General features: G+C 66.9%; 17 protein-coding genes. 6 read left to right on the top strand and 11 right to left on the bottom strand.

All coding sequences use genetic code 11. The features are described 5' to 3' along the window. Positions 1 to 853 precede the first annotated feature (853 nt). Positions 854 to 5,449 (top strand): glutamate synthase large subunit, encoded by a 4,596-nt coding sequence (gltB, locus tag A5745_RS23635; RefSeq protein WP_076119359.1) that lies wholly within the window; start codon positions 854 to 856, stop codon positions 5,447 to 5,449. Further along, positions 5,442 to 6,908 (top strand): glutamate synthase subunit beta, encoded by a 1,467-nt coding sequence (locus A5745_RS23630; RefSeq protein WP_076064847.1) that lies wholly within the window; start codon positions 5,442 to 5,444, stop codon positions 6,906 to 6,908. The genes gltB and A5745_RS23630 overlap by 8 nt, the downstream gene beginning before the upstream one ends. Positions 6,909 to 7,298: 390 nt before the next feature. On the opposite strand, the gene A5745_RS23625 is transcribed toward A5745_RS23630, so the two are convergent. Further along, a complete protein-coding gene (locus A5745_RS23625; protein WP_076119357.1) occupies positions 7,299 to 8,150 on the bottom strand; it encodes an LLM class F420-dependent oxidoreductase in 852 nt (283 codons plus the stop codon). A gap of 50 nt (positions 8,151 to 8,200) precedes the next feature. Between A5745_RS23625 and A5745_RS23620 the strand changes: the two genes are divergently transcribed. Together A5745_RS23620 and A5745_RS23615 are read left to right on the top strand one after the other, a co-directional pair. Then, positions 8,201 to 8,632, top strand: a complete 432-nt coding sequence (locus A5745_RS23620; RefSeq protein ID WP_076119355.1) for a hypothetical protein — start codon at positions 8,201 to 8,203, stop codon at positions 8,630 to 8,632. Positions 8,633 to 8,653: 21 nt separating this feature from the next. Next, a complete protein-coding gene (locus tag A5745_RS23615; protein WP_076119353.1) occupies positions 8,654 to 9,664 on the top strand; it encodes a PHP domain-containing protein in 1,011 nt (336 codons plus the stop codon). Here the strand turns inward: A5745_RS23615 and dinB are convergent. Both dinB and A5745_RS23605 read right to left on the bottom strand, forming a co-directional pair. After that, positions 9,653 to 10,852, bottom strand: a complete 1,200-nt coding sequence (gene dinB, locus A5745_RS23610; RefSeq protein ID WP_076119351.1) for a DNA polymerase IV — start codon at positions 10,850 to 10,852, stop codon at positions 9,653 to 9,655. The genes A5745_RS23615 and dinB overlap by 12 nt on opposite strands. Positions 10,853 to 10,881: 29 nt before the next feature. After that, entirely contained in the window at positions 10,882 to 11,523 is a 642-nt protein-coding gene (locus A5745_RS23605) for a TetR/AcrR family transcriptional regulator (RefSeq protein ID WP_076119349.1), read from the bottom strand. 75 nt (positions 11,524 to 11,598) lie between these two features. Between A5745_RS23605 and A5745_RS23600 the strand changes: the two genes are divergently transcribed. Then, complete coding sequence (locus tag A5745_RS23600; RefSeq protein ID WP_076064853.1) at positions 11,599 to 13,068, top strand: NAD(P)/FAD-dependent oxidoreductase; 1,470 nt, start codon at positions 11,599 to 11,601, stop codon at positions 13,066 to 13,068. Here A5745_RS23600 and rraA read toward each other — a convergent pair. The 8 genes from rraA to A5745_RS23560 all read right to left on the bottom strand — a co-directional run bounded on the left by rraA (position 13,065) and on the right by A5745_RS23560 (position 18,273). Beyond that, on the bottom strand, positions 13,065 to 13,547 hold the full coding sequence (gene rraA, locus A5745_RS23595; protein WP_076119347.1) for a ribonuclease E activity regulator RraA: 483 nt from the start codon (positions 13,545 to 13,547) through the stop codon (positions 13,065 to 13,067). The two genes, A5745_RS23600 and rraA, sit on opposite strands and share 4 nt — an antisense overlap. Next, entirely contained in the window at positions 13,544 to 13,978 is a 435-nt protein-coding gene (locus A5745_RS23590) for a nucleoid-structuring protein H-NS (protein WP_076064855.1), read from the bottom strand. Before A5745_RS23590 ends, rraA begins: the two co-directional genes overlap by 4 nt. A 75-nt stretch (positions 13,979 to 14,053) precedes the next feature. Continuing rightward, positions 14,054 to 14,563 (bottom strand): copper resistance CopC family protein, encoded by a 510-nt coding sequence (locus A5745_RS23585; protein ID WP_076119345.1) that lies wholly within the window; start codon positions 14,561 to 14,563, stop codon positions 14,054 to 14,056. Next, entirely contained in the window at positions 14,560 to 15,231 is a 672-nt protein-coding gene (locus A5745_RS23580; RefSeq protein ID WP_076119343.1) for a YcnI family protein, read from the bottom strand. The genes A5745_RS23585 and A5745_RS23580 overlap by 4 nt, the downstream gene beginning before the upstream one ends. Before the next feature lie 15 nt (positions 15,232 to 15,246). Continuing rightward, positions 15,247 to 15,903: a DUF6474 family protein gene (locus A5745_RS23575; RefSeq protein WP_076064858.1), complete on the bottom strand. Its 657-nt coding sequence runs from the start codon at positions 15,901 to 15,903 to the stop codon at positions 15,247 to 15,249. Between the two features lie 124 nt (positions 15,904 to 16,027). Next, positions 16,028 to 16,426 (bottom strand): transcriptional regulator, encoded by a 399-nt coding sequence (locus tag A5745_RS23570; RefSeq protein ID WP_076064859.1) that lies wholly within the window; start codon positions 16,424 to 16,426, stop codon positions 16,028 to 16,030. A 540-nt stretch (positions 16,427 to 16,966) separates the two neighbouring features. Beyond that, positions 16,967 to 17,500: a peptidase gene (locus A5745_RS23565; protein ID WP_076064860.1), complete on the bottom strand. Its 534-nt coding sequence runs from the start codon at positions 17,498 to 17,500 to the stop codon at positions 16,967 to 16,969. 149 nt (positions 17,501 to 17,649) lie between these two features. After that, entirely contained in the window at positions 17,650 to 18,273 is a 624-nt protein-coding gene (locus A5745_RS23560; protein WP_076119341.1) for a superoxide dismutase, read from the bottom strand. A gap of 759 nt (positions 18,274 to 19,032) precedes the next feature. On the opposite strand from A5745_RS23560, the gene A5745_RS23555 reads away from it, so the two are divergent. Next, positions 19,033 to 20,016 (top strand): DUF4328 domain-containing protein (locus A5745_RS23555; RefSeq protein WP_217695303.1); only part of this gene is annotated, 984 nt, incomplete at its 3' end.

The raw sequence follows: 20,016 nt of genomic DNA, 5'->3' as shown, positions 1-20,016 counted from the left end.
GGCGATGTCTTCGAGGCCTTCTTCGGTGGCGGCTTCAGTGGCGGGGCCACGTCACGCGGTCCCATCGGCCGGGTGCGCGGTGTGCGGATCCCTGGGCGCGGGACCGGGCGGGCGTGCAGCGGGGGTACTGGGCTGGCCGGGCTGCAGACGGTTGCGCAGGAATTCGTCGCGCTCGTTCATGGGCTCCTCGGGTGCGGCCGTCCCATCGCCGACCGCCGGGCTTGGGCTACTACCGGACCAGTATCAGCCCAGTATCGCCTCCGGTGCCGGCTCAGATATCTATTAATATCGTGCAAACTTAGCGCAGCATCGGTGCGGTCGGCAGCGGCGTCCTTCGCCACCGCCGCGGCGGGCTGCCGGGCAAACCCAGCAAAATTGCTGTCACCTCTTGTCGCGGGCGGCGGCGCGGCCGCGGCCGAGGTTTGTGGGCGGCGCCGAAGTGCATTCGAGCGGCTGGGCGGGGTCGCAGCAAACCGGCGCAGGCGGCCCGGGGGCGGCGGGCGGCCCGTCGCGGCGATACCGCAATGGCCCGATGACCCGGCGCCAAAACAGCATGTCGTTACCGTGTCGAGAGTCTCCTGCAGCGAATTTACGGTGGCGCTACCTCGCAGGTTAGACTTGGGGAAGTTGGCATGTCAGGCGGTTTTTGTCATATCGTTTTACGACTTGTCGAGACCGGGTACTCGCCACCGTTCAGCGCAGCACGGACGATTCCCTGACCGGAACATATCCGCCTGGGGACAGCCTATCGACAAGACCGAAGAAGGGGTTCAGCCCGCAACCTCCGGGTGCGGCCCCGCCGGAGCCGCAGACAGCGGCCGTGCAGGAAGTTCTGGTGAAGGGTCAGGTGCGTATGACGCCCAAGCGCGCAGGGTTGTATAACCCCGCGTTCGAGCACGATTCGTGCGGGGTTGCCATGGTCGTCGACATGCACGGCCGCCGCAGTCGCGACATCGTCGACAAGGCGATCACCGCGCTGCTCAACCTTGAACACCGCGGGGCCCAGGGCGCCGAGCCGCGCAGCGGTGACGGCGCGGGCATCCTGATCCAGGTCCCGGACGCATTCCTGCGCGAGGTGGTGGACTTCGAGCTGCCGCCCGCCGGCAGCTACGCGACCGGCATCGCGTTTTTGCCGCAATCGTCGCGGGACGCCGCCGCCGCCTGCGCCGCGGTCGAAAAGATCGCCGAAGCCGAGGGCCTGCAGGTGCTGGGCTGGCGAAACGTGCCGACCGACGACTCGTCGCTGGGCGCACTGTCCCGCGACGCGATGCCCACGTTCCGCCAGGTGTTCATGGCCGGGGCCTCCGACATGACGCTGGAGCGCCGCGCCTACGTGGTGCGCAAGCGCGCCGAGCACGAGCTCGGCACCAAGGGCCCGGGCCAGGACGGACCGGGCCGCGAAACGGTCTACTTCCCCAGCCTGTCGGGCCAGACGCTGGTCTACAAGGGAATGCTGACCACGCCGCAGCTCAAGGCGTTTTACCTTGACCTGCAAGATGATCGGCTGACCAGCGCGCTGGGCATCGTGCACTCGCGGTTCTCGACGAACACGTTCCCATCGTGGCCGCTGGCCCATCCGTTCCGCCGCATCGCCCACAACGGAGAGATCAACACCGTCAACGGCAACGAGAACTGGATGCGGGCCCGTGAGGCGCTGATGAAGACCGACATCTTCGGGTCGGAGGACGACCTGGAGAAGTTGTTCCCGATCTGCACGCCGGGCGCTTCCGACACCGCGCGCTTCGACGAGGCTCTCGAGCTGCTGCACCTGGGCGGCCGCAGCCTGGCCCACGCGGTGCTGATGATGATCCCCGAGGCCTGGGAACGCAACGAAGCGATGGACCCCGCACGGCGGGCGTTCTACCAGTACCACGCGTCGCTGATGGAGCCGTGGGACGGGCCGGCGTCGATGACATTCACCGACGGCACCGTCGTCGGTGCCGTGCTCGACCGCAACGGCTTGCGTCCGTCGCGGATCTGGGTGACCGACGACGGCCTGGTGGTCATGGCTTCCGAGGCCGGGGTGCTGGACCTGGATCCCTCAACGGTGGTCCGCCGGATGCGGCTGCAGCCGGGCCGCATGTTCCTGGTCGACACCACGCAGGGCCGCATCGTCTCGGACGAGGAGATCAAAGCCGAGCTGGCCGCCGAGCACCCCTACCAAGAGTGGCTCGACAAGGGACTCGTTCCGATCGACAAGTTGCCGGCGGGCGAATACGTGCGGATGCCCCACGAGCGACTTGTCAGGCGGCAGCAGACTTTTGGCTACACCTACGAAGAACTCAACCTGTTGGTGGCGCCGATGGTCCGTACCGGTGCCGAGCCGATCGGATCGATGGGCACTGACACTCCGGTCGCCGTGCTGTCGCAGCGTCCCCGGATGCTCTACGACTACTTCCATCAGCTCTTCGCTCAGGTGACCAACCCGCCGCTGGACGCCATCCGCGAAGAGGTGGTGACAAGCCTGCAGGGCACCACCGGCGGTGAGCGTGACCTGCTCACACCGACAGAGCACTCCTGTCACCAGATCTCGCTGTCGCAGCCGATTTTGCGAAATTTCGAATTGGCCAAGCTGGTCAACCTCAACCCCGAGGACAAGGTCAACGGTCGTCCACACGGCATGCGCTCCAAGGTGATTCGCTGTCGGTACCCCGTCGCCGAGGGCGGCGCCGGGCTGGCGGCCGCACTCGACGAGGTGCGGGCCCAGGCATCGGCGGCGATCGCCGATGGTGCGCGGGTCATCATCCTGTCCGACCGTGAGTCCGACGAGCAGCTGGCTCCCATCCCGTCGCTGCTCGCGGTGTCGGCGGTGCACCACCACCTGGTGCGCGACCGCACCCGCACCCACGTGGGCCTGGTGGTCGAATCCGGTGACGCCCGCGAGGTTCACCACATGGCGATGCTGATCGCGTTCGGCGCCGCCGCGATCAACCCGTATCTGGCGTTCGAGTCGATCGAAGACATGATCGATCGCGGCATGATCGACGGTTCCGGAAACGGCATGGACCGCCACACCGCGCTGAACAACTACGTCAAGGCCGCCGGCAAGGGTGTGCTGAAAGTGATGTCCAAGATGGGCATTTCGACGCTGGCGTCCTACACCGGCGCGCAGCTGTTCCAGGCGGTGGGCATCTCCGAGGACGTGCTCGACGAATACTTCACGGGGCTGAGCTGCCCGACCGGCGGCATCACCCTCGACGACATCGCGGCCGACGTCGCCACCCGGCACCGGCTGGCGTACCTGGATCGGCCCGACGAGCGCGCCCACCGCGAGCTCGAGGTCGGCGGCGAGTACCAGTGGCGCCGCGAGGGTGAGTACCACCTGTTTAACCCGGAGACGGTTTTCAAGCTGCAGCACGCGACCCGCACGGGCCAGTACAAGATCTTCAAGGACTACACGCGTCTGGTCGACGACCAGAGCGAGCGGATGGCGTCGCTGCGCGGGTTGCTCAAGTTCCGCGCGGGCGTGCGTCCGCCGGTTCCGCTCGACGAGGTGGAGCCCGCCAGTGAAATCGTGAAGCGCTTCGCGACGGGGGCGATGAGCTACGGATCGATCTCCGCCGAGGCGCACGAGACACTCGCCATCGCGATGAACCGCCTGGGCGGGCGATCCAACTGCGGCGAAGGCGGCGAGGACGTCAAGCGTTTCGAGCGCGACCCCAACGGTGATTGGCGTCGCAGCGCGGTCAAGCAGGTCGCATCGGCCCGATTCGGCGTCACCTCGCACTATCTGACCAACTGCACCGACATCCAGATCAAGATGGCGCAGGGAGCCAAACCCGGTGAGGGAGGCCAACTTCCGGGACACAAGGTGTACCCATGGGTGGCCGAGGTCCGGCATTCCACCCCGGGTGTCGGCCTGATCTCACCGCCGCCGCACCACGACATCTACTCCATCGAGGACTTGGCGCAGCTGATCCACGACCTCAAGAACGCCAACCCGTCCGCGCGGGTGCACGTGAAACTGGTTTCCGAGAATGGCGTGGGCACGGTCGCCGCGGGGGTTTCCAAGGCGCACGCGGACGTGGTGCTGATCTCCGGCCACGACGGTGGCACCGGCGCGACTCCACTGACGTCGATGAAGCACGCGGGGGCGCCCTGGGAGTTGGGGCTGGCCGAGACGCAGCAGACGTTGCTGCTCAACGGTTTGCGCGACCGGATCGTGGTTCAGGTGGACGGCCAGCTCAAGACGGGCCGCGACGTGATGATCGCCGCGCTGCTCGGCGCCGAGGAGTTCGGCTTCTCCACGGCCCCGCTGGTGGTCTCCGGCTGCATCATGATGCGGGTATGCCACCTGGACACCTGCCCGGTCGGGGTGGCCACCCAGAACCCCGTGCTGCGGGAGCGCTTCAACGGCAAGCCCGAGTTCGTCGAGAACTTCTTCATGTTCATCGCGGAGGAAGTCCGGGAGTACATGGCGCAGTTGGGCTTCCGCACCTTCAACGAGGCCGTCGGGCAAGTGGGATCGCTCGACACCACGCTGGCGCGGGCGCACTGGAAGGCGCACCGGCTGGACCTGACGCCGGTGCTGCACGAGCCGGAATCGGCATTCATGAACCAGGACCTGTACTGCAGCTCGCGCCAGGATCACGGCCTGGACAAGGCGCTCGATCAGCAGTTGATCGTGATGAGCCGCGAGGCACTGGATTCCGGCAAGCCGGTGCGGTTCTCCACCACCATCGGCAACGTCAACCGCACGGTAGGAACCATGCTCGGCCACGAGTTGACGAAAGCCTATGGCGGGCAAGGCTTGCCGGACGGCACCATCGACATCACCTTCGACGGATCCGCGGGCAACAGCTTCGGCGCCTTCGTACCCCGCGGAATTACGCTGCGCGTCTACGGCGACGCCAACGACTACGTCGGCAAGGGACTGTCCGGCGGGCGCATCGTGGTCCGGCCGTCCGACAATGCGCCGCAGGACTACGTCGCCGAGGAAAACATCATCGGCGGCAACGTGATTCTGTTCGGCGCAACCAGCGGGGAACTCTATTTGCGCGGCGTGGTCGGCGAACGGTTCGCGGTCCGCAACTCCGGCGCCCACGCGGTGGTCGAAGGCGTCGGCGATCACGGTTGCGAGTACATGACTGGAGGCAAGGTGGTCATTCTGGGCCGCACCGGCCGTAACTTCGCGGCCGGCATGTCCGGCGGCGTCGCGTACGTCTACGACCCGGACGGCGAATTCCCGGAGAACCTCAACGCCGAGATGGTTGAGCTCGACAGCCTCGACGAGGACGACGTCGAGTACCTGCACGGTGCGATTCAGGCGCACGTCGACGCCACCGATTCCGCGGTGGGGCAGCGGATCCTGGCCGACTGGCCCGGGCAGCGGCGGCATTTCGCCAAGGTGATGCCGCGGGACTACAAGCGGGTCCTGCAGGCGATCGCCGAGGCCGAGCGTGACGGCGTCGACGTCGACAAGGCGATCATGGCGGCCGCGCATGGCTGATCCGAGCGGCTTCCTGAAATTCACACATCGGGAATTGCCGAAGCGCCGGCCTGTCCCGTTGCGGTTGAAGGACTGGGACGAGGTCTACGAAGATTTCGACGAGGGCACCCTGCGCGAGCAGGCGACCCGGTGCATGGACTGCGGTATTCCTTTCTGCCACAACGGTTGTCCGCTGGGCAACCTCATCCCGGAATGGAACGACCTGGTGCGCCGGGGCCGCTGGCGCGACGCGATCGAAAGGCTGCACGCCACCAACAACTTTCCCGACTTCACCGGCCGGCTGTGCCCCGCACCGTGCGAACCGGCGTGTGTGCTCGGCATCAACCAGGATCCGGTGACGATCAAGCAGATCGAGCTGGAGATCATCGATCGGGCCTTCGAGGAAGGCTTCGTGGTGCCGCTGCCCCCGGACAAGAAGACGGGCAAACGGGTCGCCGTGGTGGGATCGGGCCCGGCGGGGCTGGCCGCCGCCCAGCAGCTGACGCGAGCCGGTCACGATGTGACGGTCTTCGAGCGCGACGACCGCATCGGTGGGCTGCTGCGCTATGGCATCCCCGAATTCAAGATGGAAAAGCGCGTCCTGGACCGTCGACTGGACCAGATGCGCGCCGAGGGAACCGAATTCAAGGCCGGCGTCAATGTCGGTGTGGACATCACCGCCGAGCAGCTGCTGGCCGATTTCGATGCGGTCGTGCTGGCCGGCGGCGCCACCGCCTGGCGCGATCTGCCCATTCCGGGCCGCGAATTGGACGGCATCCATCAGGCGATGGAGTTCCTGCCGTGGGCCAACCGCGTGCAAGAGGGTGACGACGTCCTCGGGGCGGACGGTGAGCCACCGATCACCGCCAAGGGCAAGAAGGTCATCATCATCGGCGGCGGTGACACCGGGGCCGACTGCCTGGGCACCGTGCACCGACAGGGCGCGGTCGCCGTGCACCAGTTCGAGATCATGCCGCGTCCGCCGGACACGCGTGCCGAGTCGACGCCGTGGCCGACCTACCCGCTTATGTACCGGGTGTCGGCGGCCCACGAAGAGGGCGGCGAGCGGGTCTTCTCGGTCAACACCGAGGAGTTCATCGGCAAGGACGGGCACGTCACCGCGCTCAAGGCGCACGAGGTGACGATGCAGGACGGCAAGTTCGTCAAAGTCGAGGGTTCCGACTTCGAACTCGAGGCCGATTTGGTGCTGCTGGCAATGGGATTCGTCGGCCCGGAGAAACCGGGCTTGCTCACCGAGCTGGACGTGAAGTTGACCGAGCGCGGCAACGTCGCGCGCGGCGCCGACTTCGACACCTCGGTGCCCGGCGTCTTCGTTGCCGGTGACATGGGTCGTGGCCAGTCGTTGATCGTCTGGGCGATCGCCGAGGGCAGGGCCGCGGCGGCGGGCGTGGACCAGTATTTGATGGGTTCGACGGCACTGCCGGCACCCATAAAGCCGACGGCCGTGCCGCTTCAGTAAGTCACACCAGCCACAGTAGAAACACCAATATCAAATTTCGGCGTTTCTGCCACCGTTTGCCAGGCCGCTGTTGTGTAATAGGTCGTTGTGGGCTCTGTCACATGCAAGTCACAGGGGGAGTCCCGTGGAACGGACCGATCGCAGGAGTGATCACTGTGCATATCAACCCGGTACCTAGATCACGGATGGGGCGAATCGCCTGGTCATGGTTTCGCCACCCGATGAAGAGCCGGGAGTTTCCGGCTAAGCAGGAGCGTCTGGTAACCGCCGAAGAGCTGATGGCTTTCGGGGTGTAGCCGATTGCCGCGCGCATCCGCGCGGTGCGCGACACGTTTGCTCAGCGTTATCTTTTCGTTATCTTGCCGACAAGGCCGTCAAATTTTTCGAACGTCAGCCATTCCAGAGCCCCGAATCCCGGATCGCCTCCGCGAGCGGTTCCAGGACGGCGGGGTCGTGCGGCGGTGAGAGGTACACGATGCCGAGGTCCAGTCCCTCGGCCGCCAGCCCGGCCGCATCCTGAAGCACCTGTTCGTAGTTGAGGTCCGGTTCCAGGCGGAGGTGAGCCGACAGGGTGATCTCTTTGGGGTCGCGTCCCATGTCCGCGCAGTGCGAGAACAGCACGTCGCGCTTGTGCGCAAACAGCTCCGGCGGCCCGCCGACGAAGTTCCAGTGCTGGGCATAGCGCGCGGTGATCCGCAGCGTGCGCTTTTCCCCGCTGCCGCCGATGCAGATCGGTGGATGCGGCCGCTGCACGCCCTTGGGCTCGTTGCGGGCACCCTTGAGCTGGTAGTACTTGCCGTCGAAGTCGGTGGTCTCTTCGCTGAGCAGGCTGGTCAGTACCGCACACGCTTCCTCGAACCGGTCGAAACGTTCTCTGATGCTGCCGAGCTCGATGCCGTAGGCGCCCGACTCCTCCTCGTTCCAGCCGGCGCCGATCCCGAGCTCGAGCCGCCCGTTGGAGATGATGTCGAGCGCGGCGGCCATGTTGGCCAGCACGGCCGGATGCCGGTAGTGGATGCCGGTCACCAGCGTGCCCAGCCGCAGTCGCGAGGTGGCCTGCGCGAGCGCGGTCAGCGTCGTCCAGCCTTCCAGACATGGTCCGGCGCTGTCGGAAAAGATCGGGTAGAAGTGGTCGAACGTCCAGCCGGACTCGTAGACGTCGATGTCGTCGGCGGCCTGCCAGACGGCGAGCATCTGTGCCCAGGTGGTGTTTTGGGGTGAAGTCTTGAAAGCGAATCGCATGCACCCGACGTTAGTCGGTCTCTATGAAGCGCAATTAAACTCGACCGACCATGAACAGCTCCCTCGGATTCGACACCAAGATCACCCTGCTAGCCGCCGGACTGATCTTTCTGCTCGCGCTGGTGCTCGGCGTCTGGAAGTACCGGCAGATCATGGTCGCCGAGGACCACCGCGCGCATCCCTACGTCGACATCGCGCACCGCGCGGCGTTGCTGTACTCGTTCGCGACGCTGCTGATCGCGGTGTTCGTCGAATTCAGCGCTTGGCCGGCGTGGGTCAACCTGACCGCGGCGATGGTCGCCGTGTTCTTCTTCGTCGCGGCCATCGCCAGCTACATCAGCCACGGGGCGCGCCGCGACACCACCAACCAGTTCGAGAGGCCCGACCGCGGCCTGCGGGCGATGATGCTGCTGCTGATCGCCGGTGAGATCGGCGGCTTCGGCGTGATTTTCGCCGGATTCATCGTCGGGCAACAGTGGTAGTCGAGCGGGCACACTGGAGCCATGGATCCGGTAACCGCGCTGCGGCAGATCGCCTACTACAAGGACCGCAGCCGCCACGACCCGAAAAGGGTCATGGCGTATCGAAGGGCGGCAGACATCATCGAGGGCCTCGACGACGCCGCGCGGGAACGCCATGGGCAGGCCGACAGCTGGCAGTCGCTGCCGGGCATCGGCCCCAAGACCGCCAAGGTGATCTCCCAGGCGTGGTCCGGCCGCGAACCCGACGCCCTGGTCGAATTACGTTCCACCGCAACAGATCTCGGCGGCGGCGAAGTACGGGCGGCGCTGCGCGGGGATTTACATCTACATTCGAACTGGTCCGACGGCTCGGCGCCGATCGAGGAAATGATGGCCACCGCGGCGGAGCTGGGCCACGAGTATTGCGCGCTGACCGACCACTCGCCGCGGCTGACGATCGCCAACGGGCTGTCGCCGGAGCGATTGCGTAAGCAGCTCGATGTGATCGACGGGCTGCGCGAAAAGTTCGCGCCGATGCGCATCCTCACCGGAATCGAGGTGGACATCCTCGACGACGGCAGCCTGGATCAGGAACCCGAGTTGCTCGAGCGCCTCGATGTCGTTGTGGCCAGCGTGCATTCGAAGTTGTCTATGGACGCGGACGCGATGACGCGGCGGATGGTGCGCGCCGTGTCCAACGGCCACGCCGACGTGCTCGGTCACTGCACCGGCCGGTTGGTCGCCGGGAACCGCGGCATCCGGCCCGAATCGAAATTCGACGCCGAGGCGGTGTTCACCGCCTGCCGCGATCACGGCACCGCCGTGGAGATCAACTCCCGCCCCGAACGCCGCGATCCGCCCACCCGCCTGCTGAACCTGGCGCTGGAAATCGGCTGCGTGTTCAGCATCGATACCGACGCGCACGCCCCCGGCCAGCTCGATTTCCTCGGCTACGGGGCGCAGCGCGCGCTGGATGCCGGGGTTCCGGTGGACCGGATCGTCAACACCTGGCCGGCCGAGAAGCTGCTGGAGTGGACCGCGTCAGTCGGGTAAGTGCGGCATCTCCCAGCCGGGGTCGCGGCCGACCAGCACCCCGCGGGTGAGCGCGGACTTGCCGTAGCGCCGCCGCACCCGGTCGACCGCCTCGTCGATGTTTTCCAGTGCCGGCGCCCCCTCGAACGGCAGCATCAGCTGCTGGGCGCCAGTGCGATCGATTCCCGACACCGCGAACCCGACCAGGGTCAACCCACGCTGCGCGATCAGCGGCGCCGCCGAAGCGAGCAGCTGCCGAGCGGCGGCGAGGATGGGCTGCGTCGACGACGTGGCCCACGGCAGCGTGTGCGACCGGGTCGCCCGGCCGAAGTCGTTGAACCGCAGCCGCAGCACCACCGTGCGACCGGTGCGCCCGGCGGCGCGCATCCGCCCGGTTATCCGGTCGATCAGGTTGACCACCACCGCGTCGACTTCGGCGGGCGACATGCGGTTTCCGGCCGCGCCCAGCGCCCGCTGGGCGCCCACCGACCTGCGGTGCGCGCCGGTGGTCACCCGCCGGCGATCGATGTTGCGGGACAGCGCATACAGCTGGCGGCCCATCGCGGCGCCGAGCAACGAGGCCAGCGTCGACTCGCTGAGCTCGGCGATGTCAGCGACGGTCGCGATGCCATGCGTCTGCAGCTTGTCGGCGGTCACCGCGCCAACTCCCCACAACCGGCGCACCGGCAGCGGGCGCAGGAACGCCAGCTCCCGATCGGGCGGCACCAACAGCAGCCCGTCGGGCTTGGCCTCCTGGCTGGCGACCTTGGCCAGAAACTTGGTCCGCGCGACCCCGACGGTGATCGGCAATCCGACGCGGTCGCGGACGTCGGCGCGCAGCCGTTCCGCGATCTGGACCGGGGTGCCAGACACCCGTCGCAGGCCGCCGACGTCGAGGAAGGCCTCGTCCACCGACAGCGCCTCCACGATCGGTGTGACGTCGCGGAACACCTCGAAGACCGCGTCGCTGGCGCGGGTATAGGCGGTCATCCGGGGCGGCACGACGACGGCGTGCGGGCACAACCGCCGCGCCTGCCGTCCGCCCATCGCGGTGCGCACGCCGTAGGCCTTGGCCTCATAGCTGGCCGCCAGCACCACTCCGCCGCCCACGATCACCGGGCGGCCACGCAGGGACGGGTCGTCTCGCTGCTCTACCGAGGCGTAGAACGAATCGAGATCCGCGTGCAGGATGGACGCGTCACACCGCACGAACGTATGTTCGCACGGGGCTACGACAGTTAGCCGGGTTCGCCGTAGATGCTGGTGACCCAGATATGGGTCAGGGTGTCGACGACCCGGTCGGGGTGGACCGCGGGCGTCTGCGCGGACAGGGCGGCCATCATGGTGCGCTCGTTCATCTGATTCAGCGAGGTGGCCAGGTCGGAGGCCGGAACCGTGTCGGGCGCGGCGCCGCGCGCCCGCTCGGCGGCGATCATGGTCGCGGTCTGGTCGATCCATTTCTGCATGAACCCCGACCACACCGCCCGCAATTCGGTACTGGTGGCCAGGGCCTCCGTCGCCGCTCGGGCCAGCCTGCGGTGCGTCGCGAACGCGGTGTAAAACGCCTTGATGCCGTTGCGCCACACCCGGCGCGGGTCCGCGGGCAGGCGCTGCACCGCCCCGTCGAACTCCGAGTCGGCACTCGCGATCACCGGCTCGAGCAGCGACAGCAACACCGCCTCTTTGGACTTGAAATAGAAGTAGAAGGTGGGCCGCGACAGCCCAGCGCCCTTGGCCAGGTCGTCGACCGAGATATCCGCGAACGAGCGCTCTTCGAGCAGCCGCTCGGCGGTGGCGAGGATCGCCTGCTCGCGGTCGTCGCCTGAAGGTCGCGCGGAACGGCGGCCGCGTAGGGCGCGAGTCTGGCTGGCGGTGGCCACGCCGCTACTTTACACGGTGTTGAGCCTTTCGACAGGGTGTTGACTCACTCGACGCAGCGTTGATAGCGTGGCGACATGACTGAGCACCTCGACGTCGTCATCGTGGGCGCCGGAATCTCCGGCGTGAGTGCGGCCTGGCACCTGCAGGACCGCTGTCCGACCAAGAGCTACGCCATCCTGGAAAAGCGGGCGGCCATGGGCGGCACATGGGACCTGTTCCGCTACCCGGGAATTCGCTCCGACTCGGACATGTACACGCTGGGTTTCCGGTTTCGGCCGTGGACCGAGCGCCAGGCCATCGCCGACGGCAAGCCGATCCTCGACTACGTCAAGGGCACAGCGGCGATGTACGGCATCGACAAGCACATCCGGCTCAACCACAAGGTGATCAGCGCCGATTGGTCCAGCACCGAGAACCGCTGGACGCTGAACATCGAAAGCGACGGCGCGTCAAAGGCCATCACGTGCACGTTCCTCTTCCTGTGCAGCGGCTACTACAACTACGAGCAGGGCTACGCGCCGAGGTTTGAGGGTTCGGAAGACTTCACCGGACCGATCATCCACCCGCAGCACTGGCCCGAGGACCTCGACTACGCCGGCAAGAACATCGTCGTCATCGGCAGCGGTGCCACCGCGGTCACCCTGATTCCCGCGCTGGCGGAGTCGGGCGCCAAGCACGTCACGATGCTGCAGCGGTCCCCGACCTACATCGTCTCCCAGCCCAAGCGGGACAAGTTGGCCGAACGGCTCAACCACTTGCTGCCCGCGAAGCAGGCGTACACCGCGGTTCGCTGGCGCAACGTGCTGCGTCAAGCGGCGCTGTATGCGGCCTGTCAGAAATGGCCGCAGCGGATGCGAAAGATCCTCCTCGGCTTCGTGCAGCGCCAGCTCCCCCAGGGCTACGACGTGGAAAAGCACTTCGGCCCCAACTACAACCCCTGGGACCAACGGCTATGCCTGGTGCCCAGCGGCGACTTGTTCCGCACCATCCGCAACGGGCAGGCCGAAGTCGTCACCGACACCATCGACCGGTTCACCGCCACCGGCATCCGGCTCAACTCCGGTCGCGAACTGCCCGCCGACATCATCATCACCGCAACGGGTTTGAATCTGCAGCTGTTTGGCGGCGCCACGGTATCCGTCGACGGCGAGCCGGTGGACCTCACCAAAGCCATGGCCTACAAGGGCATGATGCTGTCCGGCCTGCCCAACATGATTTACACGGTGGGATACACCAACGCATCGTGGACGCTGAAGGCCGACCTGGTGTCGGAGTTCGCCTGCCGGCTGCTGAACCACATGGACGCCAACGGATTTGAGACCGTGGTGGTCGAGCACCCCGGCTCCGACGTGGAGGAGCGCCCGTTCATGGAGTTCACCCCGGGCTACGTGCTGCGGTCGCTGGACCAGTTGCCCAAGCAAGGCTCGCGCACCCCGTGGCGGCTGAACCAGAATTATGTACGCGACATCCAGCTCATCCGGCGCGGCAAGATCGCCGACGAGGGCCTGCGATTCGCGAAAAAGCCCGCTGCAGTGGCGGTTTAGTGATCTGACGTGACGACGATACCGTCGTCGTCGCTGTAGGCGGTGTCGCCCGGCACGAATGTCACCCCGCCCAAACTGACCTCGACGTCACGCTCGCCAGCACCGGTCTTGGTGCTCTTGCGGGGATTGGTGCCCAGCGCCTTGATGCCGATGTCGATACCCCGCAAGGTCGCCGCGTCGCGCACCGCCCCGTTGATGACCAGCCCGGCCCACCCGTTGGACCGCGCCAATTCGGCGATGACGTCGCCGACCAGCGCGGAGTGCAGGGAGCCGGCGCCGTCGATCACCAGGACGCCGCCCGCACTCGGCTGCGAGAGAACCGATTTCAGCAGCGCGTTGTCTTCGAAGCACCGTACGGTGCTGATCGGCCCGGCGAACTCCGCTCGCCCGCCGAACTGACGGAACTGGACGTCGCAGCTGCGAACGTCGGGCCCGATGGCGTCGACAAGGTCGGCGGTGGGCCGGAATGACGCGGTCAACGGCGGCGCAGTTGCCGGATCAGCACGATGGCCAGGAGGCTGACCGCGAGCGCCACCAACAGCGCCACCGGCAACTGGCTCGGTGTCGGCGCCGGCACATCGGCGGGCAGTGGGTTGTTGGCGTCATCTACCGTCGACTTCGCTTGTGCCGCGGCGTCTTTCGCGGCGGCCGCGAGCTGGCCGTTGGTTTCGACACGCCGCTGCGCGTCGACGGCCGGCGCGGCGGGCTGCGGCGGTGTGGGTTCGGGGCTTTTGGCTGGTGCTTTTTTGGCGGGCGCCTTCTTGGCCGCCGCTTTCTTCGCGGGAGCCTTTTTCGCTGGTGCTTTTTTGGCGGGCGCTTTTGCGGCCTTCTTGGCCGCCTTGGCGGGCGGCTTCTTCTCCGGCGGTGTTCCGTTGGATTCGCTGTTGGGTTGGTCCTCGGGGTCTGCCATGCGGCCGCTCCTTTGCAGCTTTCTCTCGCTTTGTCTAGCGCACCGGGTTGTCGCGTCCCATCATGCCAGGGCCGATCACGGCCTGCGCCGCAGCGCCCATAGGCCGCCCGCGGCGACGAGCGCCACCGCCACCACCACAAACGGCCAGACGGGGATTGTGCCGCCGGCCTGGTTGGCGGCGGCGGGCCCCGGCGTGCCGGTGCCCGCGACGGTCAGGCGAAACGACCAGGATCCCGACACCACGTGGCCATCGGCGGACGTCACCCGGTAATTCACCGTGTAGGTCCCGGCCGGCCCGAGCGGGCGCAGGCCGATACCCACGACCGCGCCCTGGACCGTCGGCTCCCCGGTGGACCACACGTTGCCGTCCGGCCCGACGACCGTCATGGCCGCGAACGTGGTCTGCAATCGCTCGTTGAAGGTCGCGCTCACCCGCGCGGGGCCGGTCGTCAGGACGGCATTGTCCGCGGGTTCGGCGGACAATCGCGCGGCATGCGCGAACGCCGCTTGCGCGGTGAAGGTCGCGGTCAACGCCATGGCGGCCAGCAGCAGCCCCGCCCACGCGATGACCACCCCGCGCCTCATGCTCGTCGACGCACCAGCACAAGACAGATGGCCAACGCGCCGACTACCAGCGCCGCCCCGCCGAGCAGGCGGGCGGTGTTGTCGGGCGATTGCGACTGCCCGGGTGCGCCCGCGTGATCGGCCGGTGCCGACGGGTGGTGTTGGTGCGGTGCCATCGGTCCCGCGGTGAGGGTCAGCACGGGTACCGGATGCTCGGGCTCACCGCCGCCGGGCAGTGGCGGCTGGTCCCACTTGACGATCGTCCCGTCGGAATAGGTCTGCATCGCCGGGAAGCTGACGGTGTCGGTTTCGGGTAGTTGCACCGATATCCGAAAAAGCGCGAACTGATCGACTCCGATCCCGCCGTTGGGCGTGGCCGTCCACGTCACCGAGCGGACGGTGCCCGACGCCGCGTCGCGGTCGAGCTTGGCCGTCCAGCCGGGCATGGTTTCGGTGCGCGCGGCCGCCACGTCGGGAAGCGTGACGGTCAGCGCGGTGGTTGCGGCGCCCTTGTCGGATTCGTTGGGTACCTGAAAGGTGACGATGGCCGTCGCGCCGCGCACGGCGTTGTCGCTGCTCGCGTGAATGTGTGCCCATGCGGGCGCGGTCGCCGCCACCGAGCCCACATACAGCGCCGCGGCGACTCCGACCGCGATCAGGACGCGCGAAATCCACCCGTCAAATGTCATGTCCTGCAGTCGCTTTCAGGTCAACCCGAGCCGGGCCATCAGGTCCGCCTCGATGCCGTCGAGTTGCGACGAGATCGCGCCGTGGGCGGTGCGGCGTCGCGCGGCGGGCATGTTCTCCGCGGCTGTGACGGCGGCCGCAAGGTCGCTGAGCCGTTCGCTGATGGCGGCGACGAACTGCTTGGTCTCGGCGTCCTTGGGCTTCTTGTCCTGCACCATCCGCAATGATTTCTCGGACCCGGCGATCCGAGCCGACAGCTCGGCGCCCTGCCCGGAGAACTGGCCGATCTGAGCCAACGGCACCCCGAGCCGATCGGCACGGCGCTGGTCGATCAGCGCGCGCGCCGCCACGGCGGCCCGATAGATCAACGGGGTGAGGATCGGGGCCAGCAATCGGGATACCGTCAGCAGCCGGCGGATGCGCGTCGGTGACAGCAACTTGCCTTCCCGCGCCGCCTTGAGTTCGGCCTCGGCGACTTTCAGCGCAGCGCGGTCGCTGTCGCGCTGGGATTTGATCTGGGCCTTGAGGGCCTTTTCCGCCGCCCGCCGCTCGCTCTTGATGCGGCGAGCCTCGTTCTTGGCAGACAGCCTGGCCTCGAGCCTGGCGCGGGCCTTGATCGCGCGCGCCTCGGCGCGACGTGTCGCGCGACTTTTTCGCTTGCGGAACAGGGCCATTCCCGGCCGCCTCCCGGTATCTCGTGGACTGTCGCTGTCGCGTGTACGCGATCCGTGAGCCAACCCTAATGGGAATGGGGCGGCGGCAGCCCTTCAGGTCGGGCCGCGCTGCCGTCGAGTGCGCTTACGCGCCGAGCTGTTCCTTGCGGCGCAGCTCGTTGACCCGCTCGAGGATGTCCTGCTGGGCCTCGGGAGACAATTCGGCGGCACCCAACGCGATGCGGCGCACGCCGTCGTCGCGCATCGTGGCAAGCCACGACAATTCCTTGTCGAGCTTTTCGTAGTACTCGTCGTCAGTGAAGTACGCGGGCTTGATGCGGAAGAAGTTGGCCAAGGCGGCCATGGTCGCTGTGGACGGGTTCGTCCGGTTGCCGGAGCGTAGCTGCGACAGGTAGGGAGCCGACATTGTGATGCCCTCCGCCTTGAGCGCCGCGATCACCTCCGCGGAGGTGTGCGGCCCGCGTCCCGGTGGATAAACCGTGTCGAACAGGCGGTTCAGGCGAGCAGCGAACGTCGTGCTCATCGATAAGACCCCCACTGTGCTGTAGAAGTGAACTGTTACCTATGCATATTTGCTCATGGTAGCGAGCGTTCAAGTCCGCGACCAAGTGCAAACCCGAGGGCTTTTGGTACCGGCGTTGCTGGAGCCGGCCAATTCCTCACTTGACGAGCGTCTAACTAATTCGCTGGGGTGTCCACAAAATATCCGAAACTCACAGGTTATACGCAGAGTGAGGATCGGGCGCCACGGCGGCGGGCGGCCGGTTTGCGCCGCGGCGCGGCGATTGGACGCATCGCTGGCCGATCGCACCCGCGCCACCAGGCAACTCGAACCCATCGAGAGGCTCATTTGCTGTCAGGTTTGCAAAGCGGGGAAGAAACGGACCGTAGGTACACCTGTACGGCCCACGGACATACCTCTGGCGGGTGGCTGCCGCATCCGGCGGGGTCAGCAGACCCCGCCGTCGGCACCTAGGCGCCGCGTGACCTCCGGGCAATCGAAACTTCCGTCCGCCGCCGTGTCGCGGAGTTTGCGCGACCGCGGTCGCGCCGGTGGCCGCGCCTATGCGGCAAGCAGCATCGCCAGGATCGCGGTGTCGGGATGGCTAATGGGATCGACGCCGACGCGACTGACCATGGACGTGATCGTGCCGTCGGCTTCGGCTTCGACCCAGGCCGCGCGGTGCTCCAGCCCCAGATACGGCAATCCCGGAAGCAGTACGCAGCCCGACGCGGCCCCGGTGCATTCCGGCAACGACGGCGTGGTCTCCGAGGGTGGATGCAGCATCAGCAATGCGGGGGGCTGATGGTCGCCGAAGCACCCTGGCTGGATTGCTGATTCACCGAAGACGGTGCCCTCGGCCAATACCAGGCCGACGGTGCCCGGCTCGGGTTCGTCGGGCAGCTCCTCGCGGGCGCCGAACACCGTTGTGGTGGAAAGCAATCCGGGCAACGAGGCGACGCGGACCGCAACCATCAAAAGCTGGGCCCACTCTTTCGTCGAATCGGGCCAGCGTCCGGAGATGACGAACCCCTTCAGGGCACCACGAGAGTGGAAGGGGGCGACCCCTATAGGTCCACCTGAGCCTGTGTCCACCTCGACCTCCGCGCGACGCGTTCGCCTAACCACGCTGGTAGCTCGAATAATTAAGAATGCCTGCGGTTCAGGCGGGTTGCAACTCGACACGACGTAAACGCAAGGGCGCCACGCGATCCGCGTGACGCCCCAGCGCTGAACAACTAGTTTTAGCCGAAGATCAGACCCTTGGTCTTGGTGGTCGCCGCCTTGTAGCGGTCCTGCACGTCAGCCCAGTTGACCACGTTCCAGAACGCCTTGACGTAGTCGGCCTTGACGTTCTTGTACTGCAAGTAGAAGGCGTGCTCCCACATGTCGACCTGCAGCAAGGGGATGATGCCGAGTGGGACGTTGGCCTGCTGGTCGTACAGCTGGAAGGTCAGCAGCTTGTCGCCGAGCGAGTCGTAGCCGAGCACCGCCCAGCCCGACCCCTGCAAGCCGTTGGCGGCCGCACTGAACTGAGCGCGGAATTTGTCGAACGAGCCGAATGCGTCGTCGATGGCGGCGGCGAGGTCACCGGTGGGCTTGTCACCACCGTTGGGTGACAGGTTCTTCCACCAGATCGAGTGGTTGACGTGGCCCCCGAGGTGAAAGGCCAGGTTCTTCTCGTTCAGGAAAATCGCGGCGTGGTCGTCGTTGGCGCGCGCCTCCTCGAGTTTGGCAATGGCGTCGTTCACGCCCTTGACGTAGGTGGCGTGGTGCTTGCTGTGGTGGATCTCGTTGATCTGCCCGGAGATGTGCGGTTCCAGCGCTGCGTAGTCCCAGTCCAAGTCGGGCAGGGTGTATTCAGCCACGGCATTCCTTTCCTCGATGATCGTTGGTGATCGTCTCTTGACGTACGCGGGGTTTGCGACGCGACGGTCCGGCCCCCGGCTTCACAAGTCAACCCTGCTCCATGACCGCTCGCGTCGCAAGGACGACCGCTAAGGGGCGGTAACCCGGAAAACCGATCGGCGAAACGTCAAATCAGGACGATGATGACAAGAACCGCAAGCAACGCCAGGGCGATCAAGCCGGCGCGTAAGGCGGCGACGCTGTAACTCTGGTTGCAGGCGGGCGAGCCGGAATACGAGTTCGAAGGGGCCGGGGAACCCGGGCCGAACGAATGCGTGGCCATCATGCGCCTTTCACAAGCACGTCCACCGCACCGCAGTGAGGTGAGTCACAACGACTTTTTCGTGATGGCGATCATAACCCGTCGCGCCAGCCAGGGAAAAACATCCCGCATAAAGGCAGCTGAGCTGCGGATTCGTCATGACGGGCGGCGCCAAAGACGCCAGCCCGGTGGGTGGACCGCCGCCCCGGGCGTACGCGCCGCGCGGGTGCTTAGTAGGCCAATCCATTTCGCTCGGCCACCGTTTGGCGTTGTCCATGACGCGCGCCCGGATGGCCGATCGTTATCCACAATTGTCGCCCGTCTCGGCGGATCGCGGCTTGTGCCACGGGTAAACACCGCGCCGGCCGTTGTGGATAAGCCTGTGGAAACTGTGGATAGCCATGGGTAACTGTTCACATTGCGGTGGGGTTGCGAGCCGCCGGGCTAGGCTGGTCCGGTGATCCAGGTGTGCTCCCAGTGCGGCACGCGGTGGAACGTGCGCGATCGGCGGCGCGAGTGGTGTCCCCGCTGTCGCGGCACCCTGATGGCGCCGCTGGCGGACGCGCCCGATCCACGATGGGCCCCGGGCGGTGGACCGGCCGCACCGGCGCAATCCCCCCGGTGGCGCACCCCGCCGCGGCTGCCGCCGGGCTTCCGCTGGATAGCGGTCCGCCCCGGCGCCGCGCCCCCCATGCGACGCGCACGACGGTCCCTTGGGCCCACCCCGCGCTATGCCGTGATCCCGCGCTGGGGACTGGCCGACCGCGTCGAGCAAGCCCCCGCGCCGACCGAAAAACCAACGCAGACAGGGCCATCCGCCGCGGCGGTGCGCAGCAGCGTTTTCGTCGGCGTGTTGGTGCTAAGCATCGCGGCCCTGGTGTACGTCGTGCGGTACGTGCTGCTGGTGATCAACCGGAACACGTTGTTGAACTCCGTGGTGGCCATCGCCGCGAACTGGCTCGGGATCCTGGCCAGTGTGGCGGCGCTCGCGGCGGTGATCGCGTCGGGGGTGATGCTGATCCGCTGGTTGATCGCCAGGCGGGCCGCGGTGTTCTCGCATCAGGGGCTGCCGGAACCTCGCTCGGTCCGGGCGCTGTGGGCAGGCTGCGTGGTGCCGCTGGCGAATCTGCTGTGGGCTCCGGTGTACGTCATCGAGCTCGCGACGATGGAAGAGCATTACGCCCGGTTGAAAAGACCGATCCTGCAATGGTGGATCGCTTGGATTTTCAGCTACGCGATTTCGATCTTCGCTATTTTTTCCAGCTTCGCCACGGACGCGCAGGGCATCGCGAACAACACCGTGTTGATGGTGTTCGCGTACCTGGTCGCGGGGGGCCCCCGGGGCGCCCCCCGGCCGGGGGTGGGCGGCGGGGGGGCGCCGGGGCCGGCCCCCCCCAAGCGGGGGGGGGGGGGGGGCCCCCACGGCCCCGGGCGGCGCGGG

Source organism: Mycobacterium sp. IS-2888 (assembly GCF_001954215.1).
Taxonomy (GTDB): Bacteria; Actinomycetota; Actinomycetes; order Mycobacteriales; family Mycobacteriaceae; genus Mycobacterium.
This window is presented reverse-complemented; position numbering and strand designations above follow the sequence as displayed.

Coding starts and splice junctions, on each gene's coding strand:
- gltB (WP_076119359.1), top strand. CDS start 854: ATGACGCCCAAGCGCGCAGGGTTGTATAACCCCGCGTTCGAGCACGAT.
- A5745_RS23630 (WP_076064847.1), top strand. CDS start 5,442: ATGGCTGATCCGAGCGGCTTCCTGAAATTCACACATCGGGAATTGCCG.
- A5745_RS23625 (WP_076119357.1), bottom strand. CDS start 8,150: ATGCGATTCGCTTTCAAGACTTCACCCCAAAACACCACCTGGGCACAG.
- A5745_RS23620 (WP_076119355.1), top strand. CDS start 8,201: ATGAACAGCTCCCTCGGATTCGACACCAAGATCACCCTGCTAGCCGCC.
- A5745_RS23615 (WP_076119353.1), top strand. CDS start 8,654: ATGGATCCGGTAACCGCGCTGCGGCAGATCGCCTACTACAAGGACCGC.
- A5745_RS23600 (WP_076064853.1), top strand. CDS start 11,599: ATGACTGAGCACCTCGACGTCGTCATCGTGGGCGCCGGAATCTCCGGC.
- A5745_RS23590 (WP_076064855.1), bottom strand. CDS start 13,978: ATGGCAGACCCCGAGGACCAACCCAACAGCGAATCCAACGGAACACCG.
- A5745_RS23585 (WP_076119345.1), bottom strand. CDS start 14,563: ATGAGGCGCGGGGTGGTCATCGCGTGGGCGGGGCTGCTGCTGGCCGCC.
- A5745_RS23580 (WP_076119343.1), bottom strand. CDS start 15,231: ATGACATTTGACGGGTGGATTTCGCGCGTCCTGATCGCGGTCGGAGTC.
- A5745_RS23575 (WP_076064858.1), bottom strand. CDS start 15,903: ATGGCCCTGTTCCGCAAGCGAAAAAGTCGCGCGACACGTCGCGCCGAG.
- A5745_RS23570 (WP_076064859.1), bottom strand. CDS start 16,426: ATGAGCACGACGTTCGCTGCTCGCCTGAACCGCCTGTTCGACACGGTT.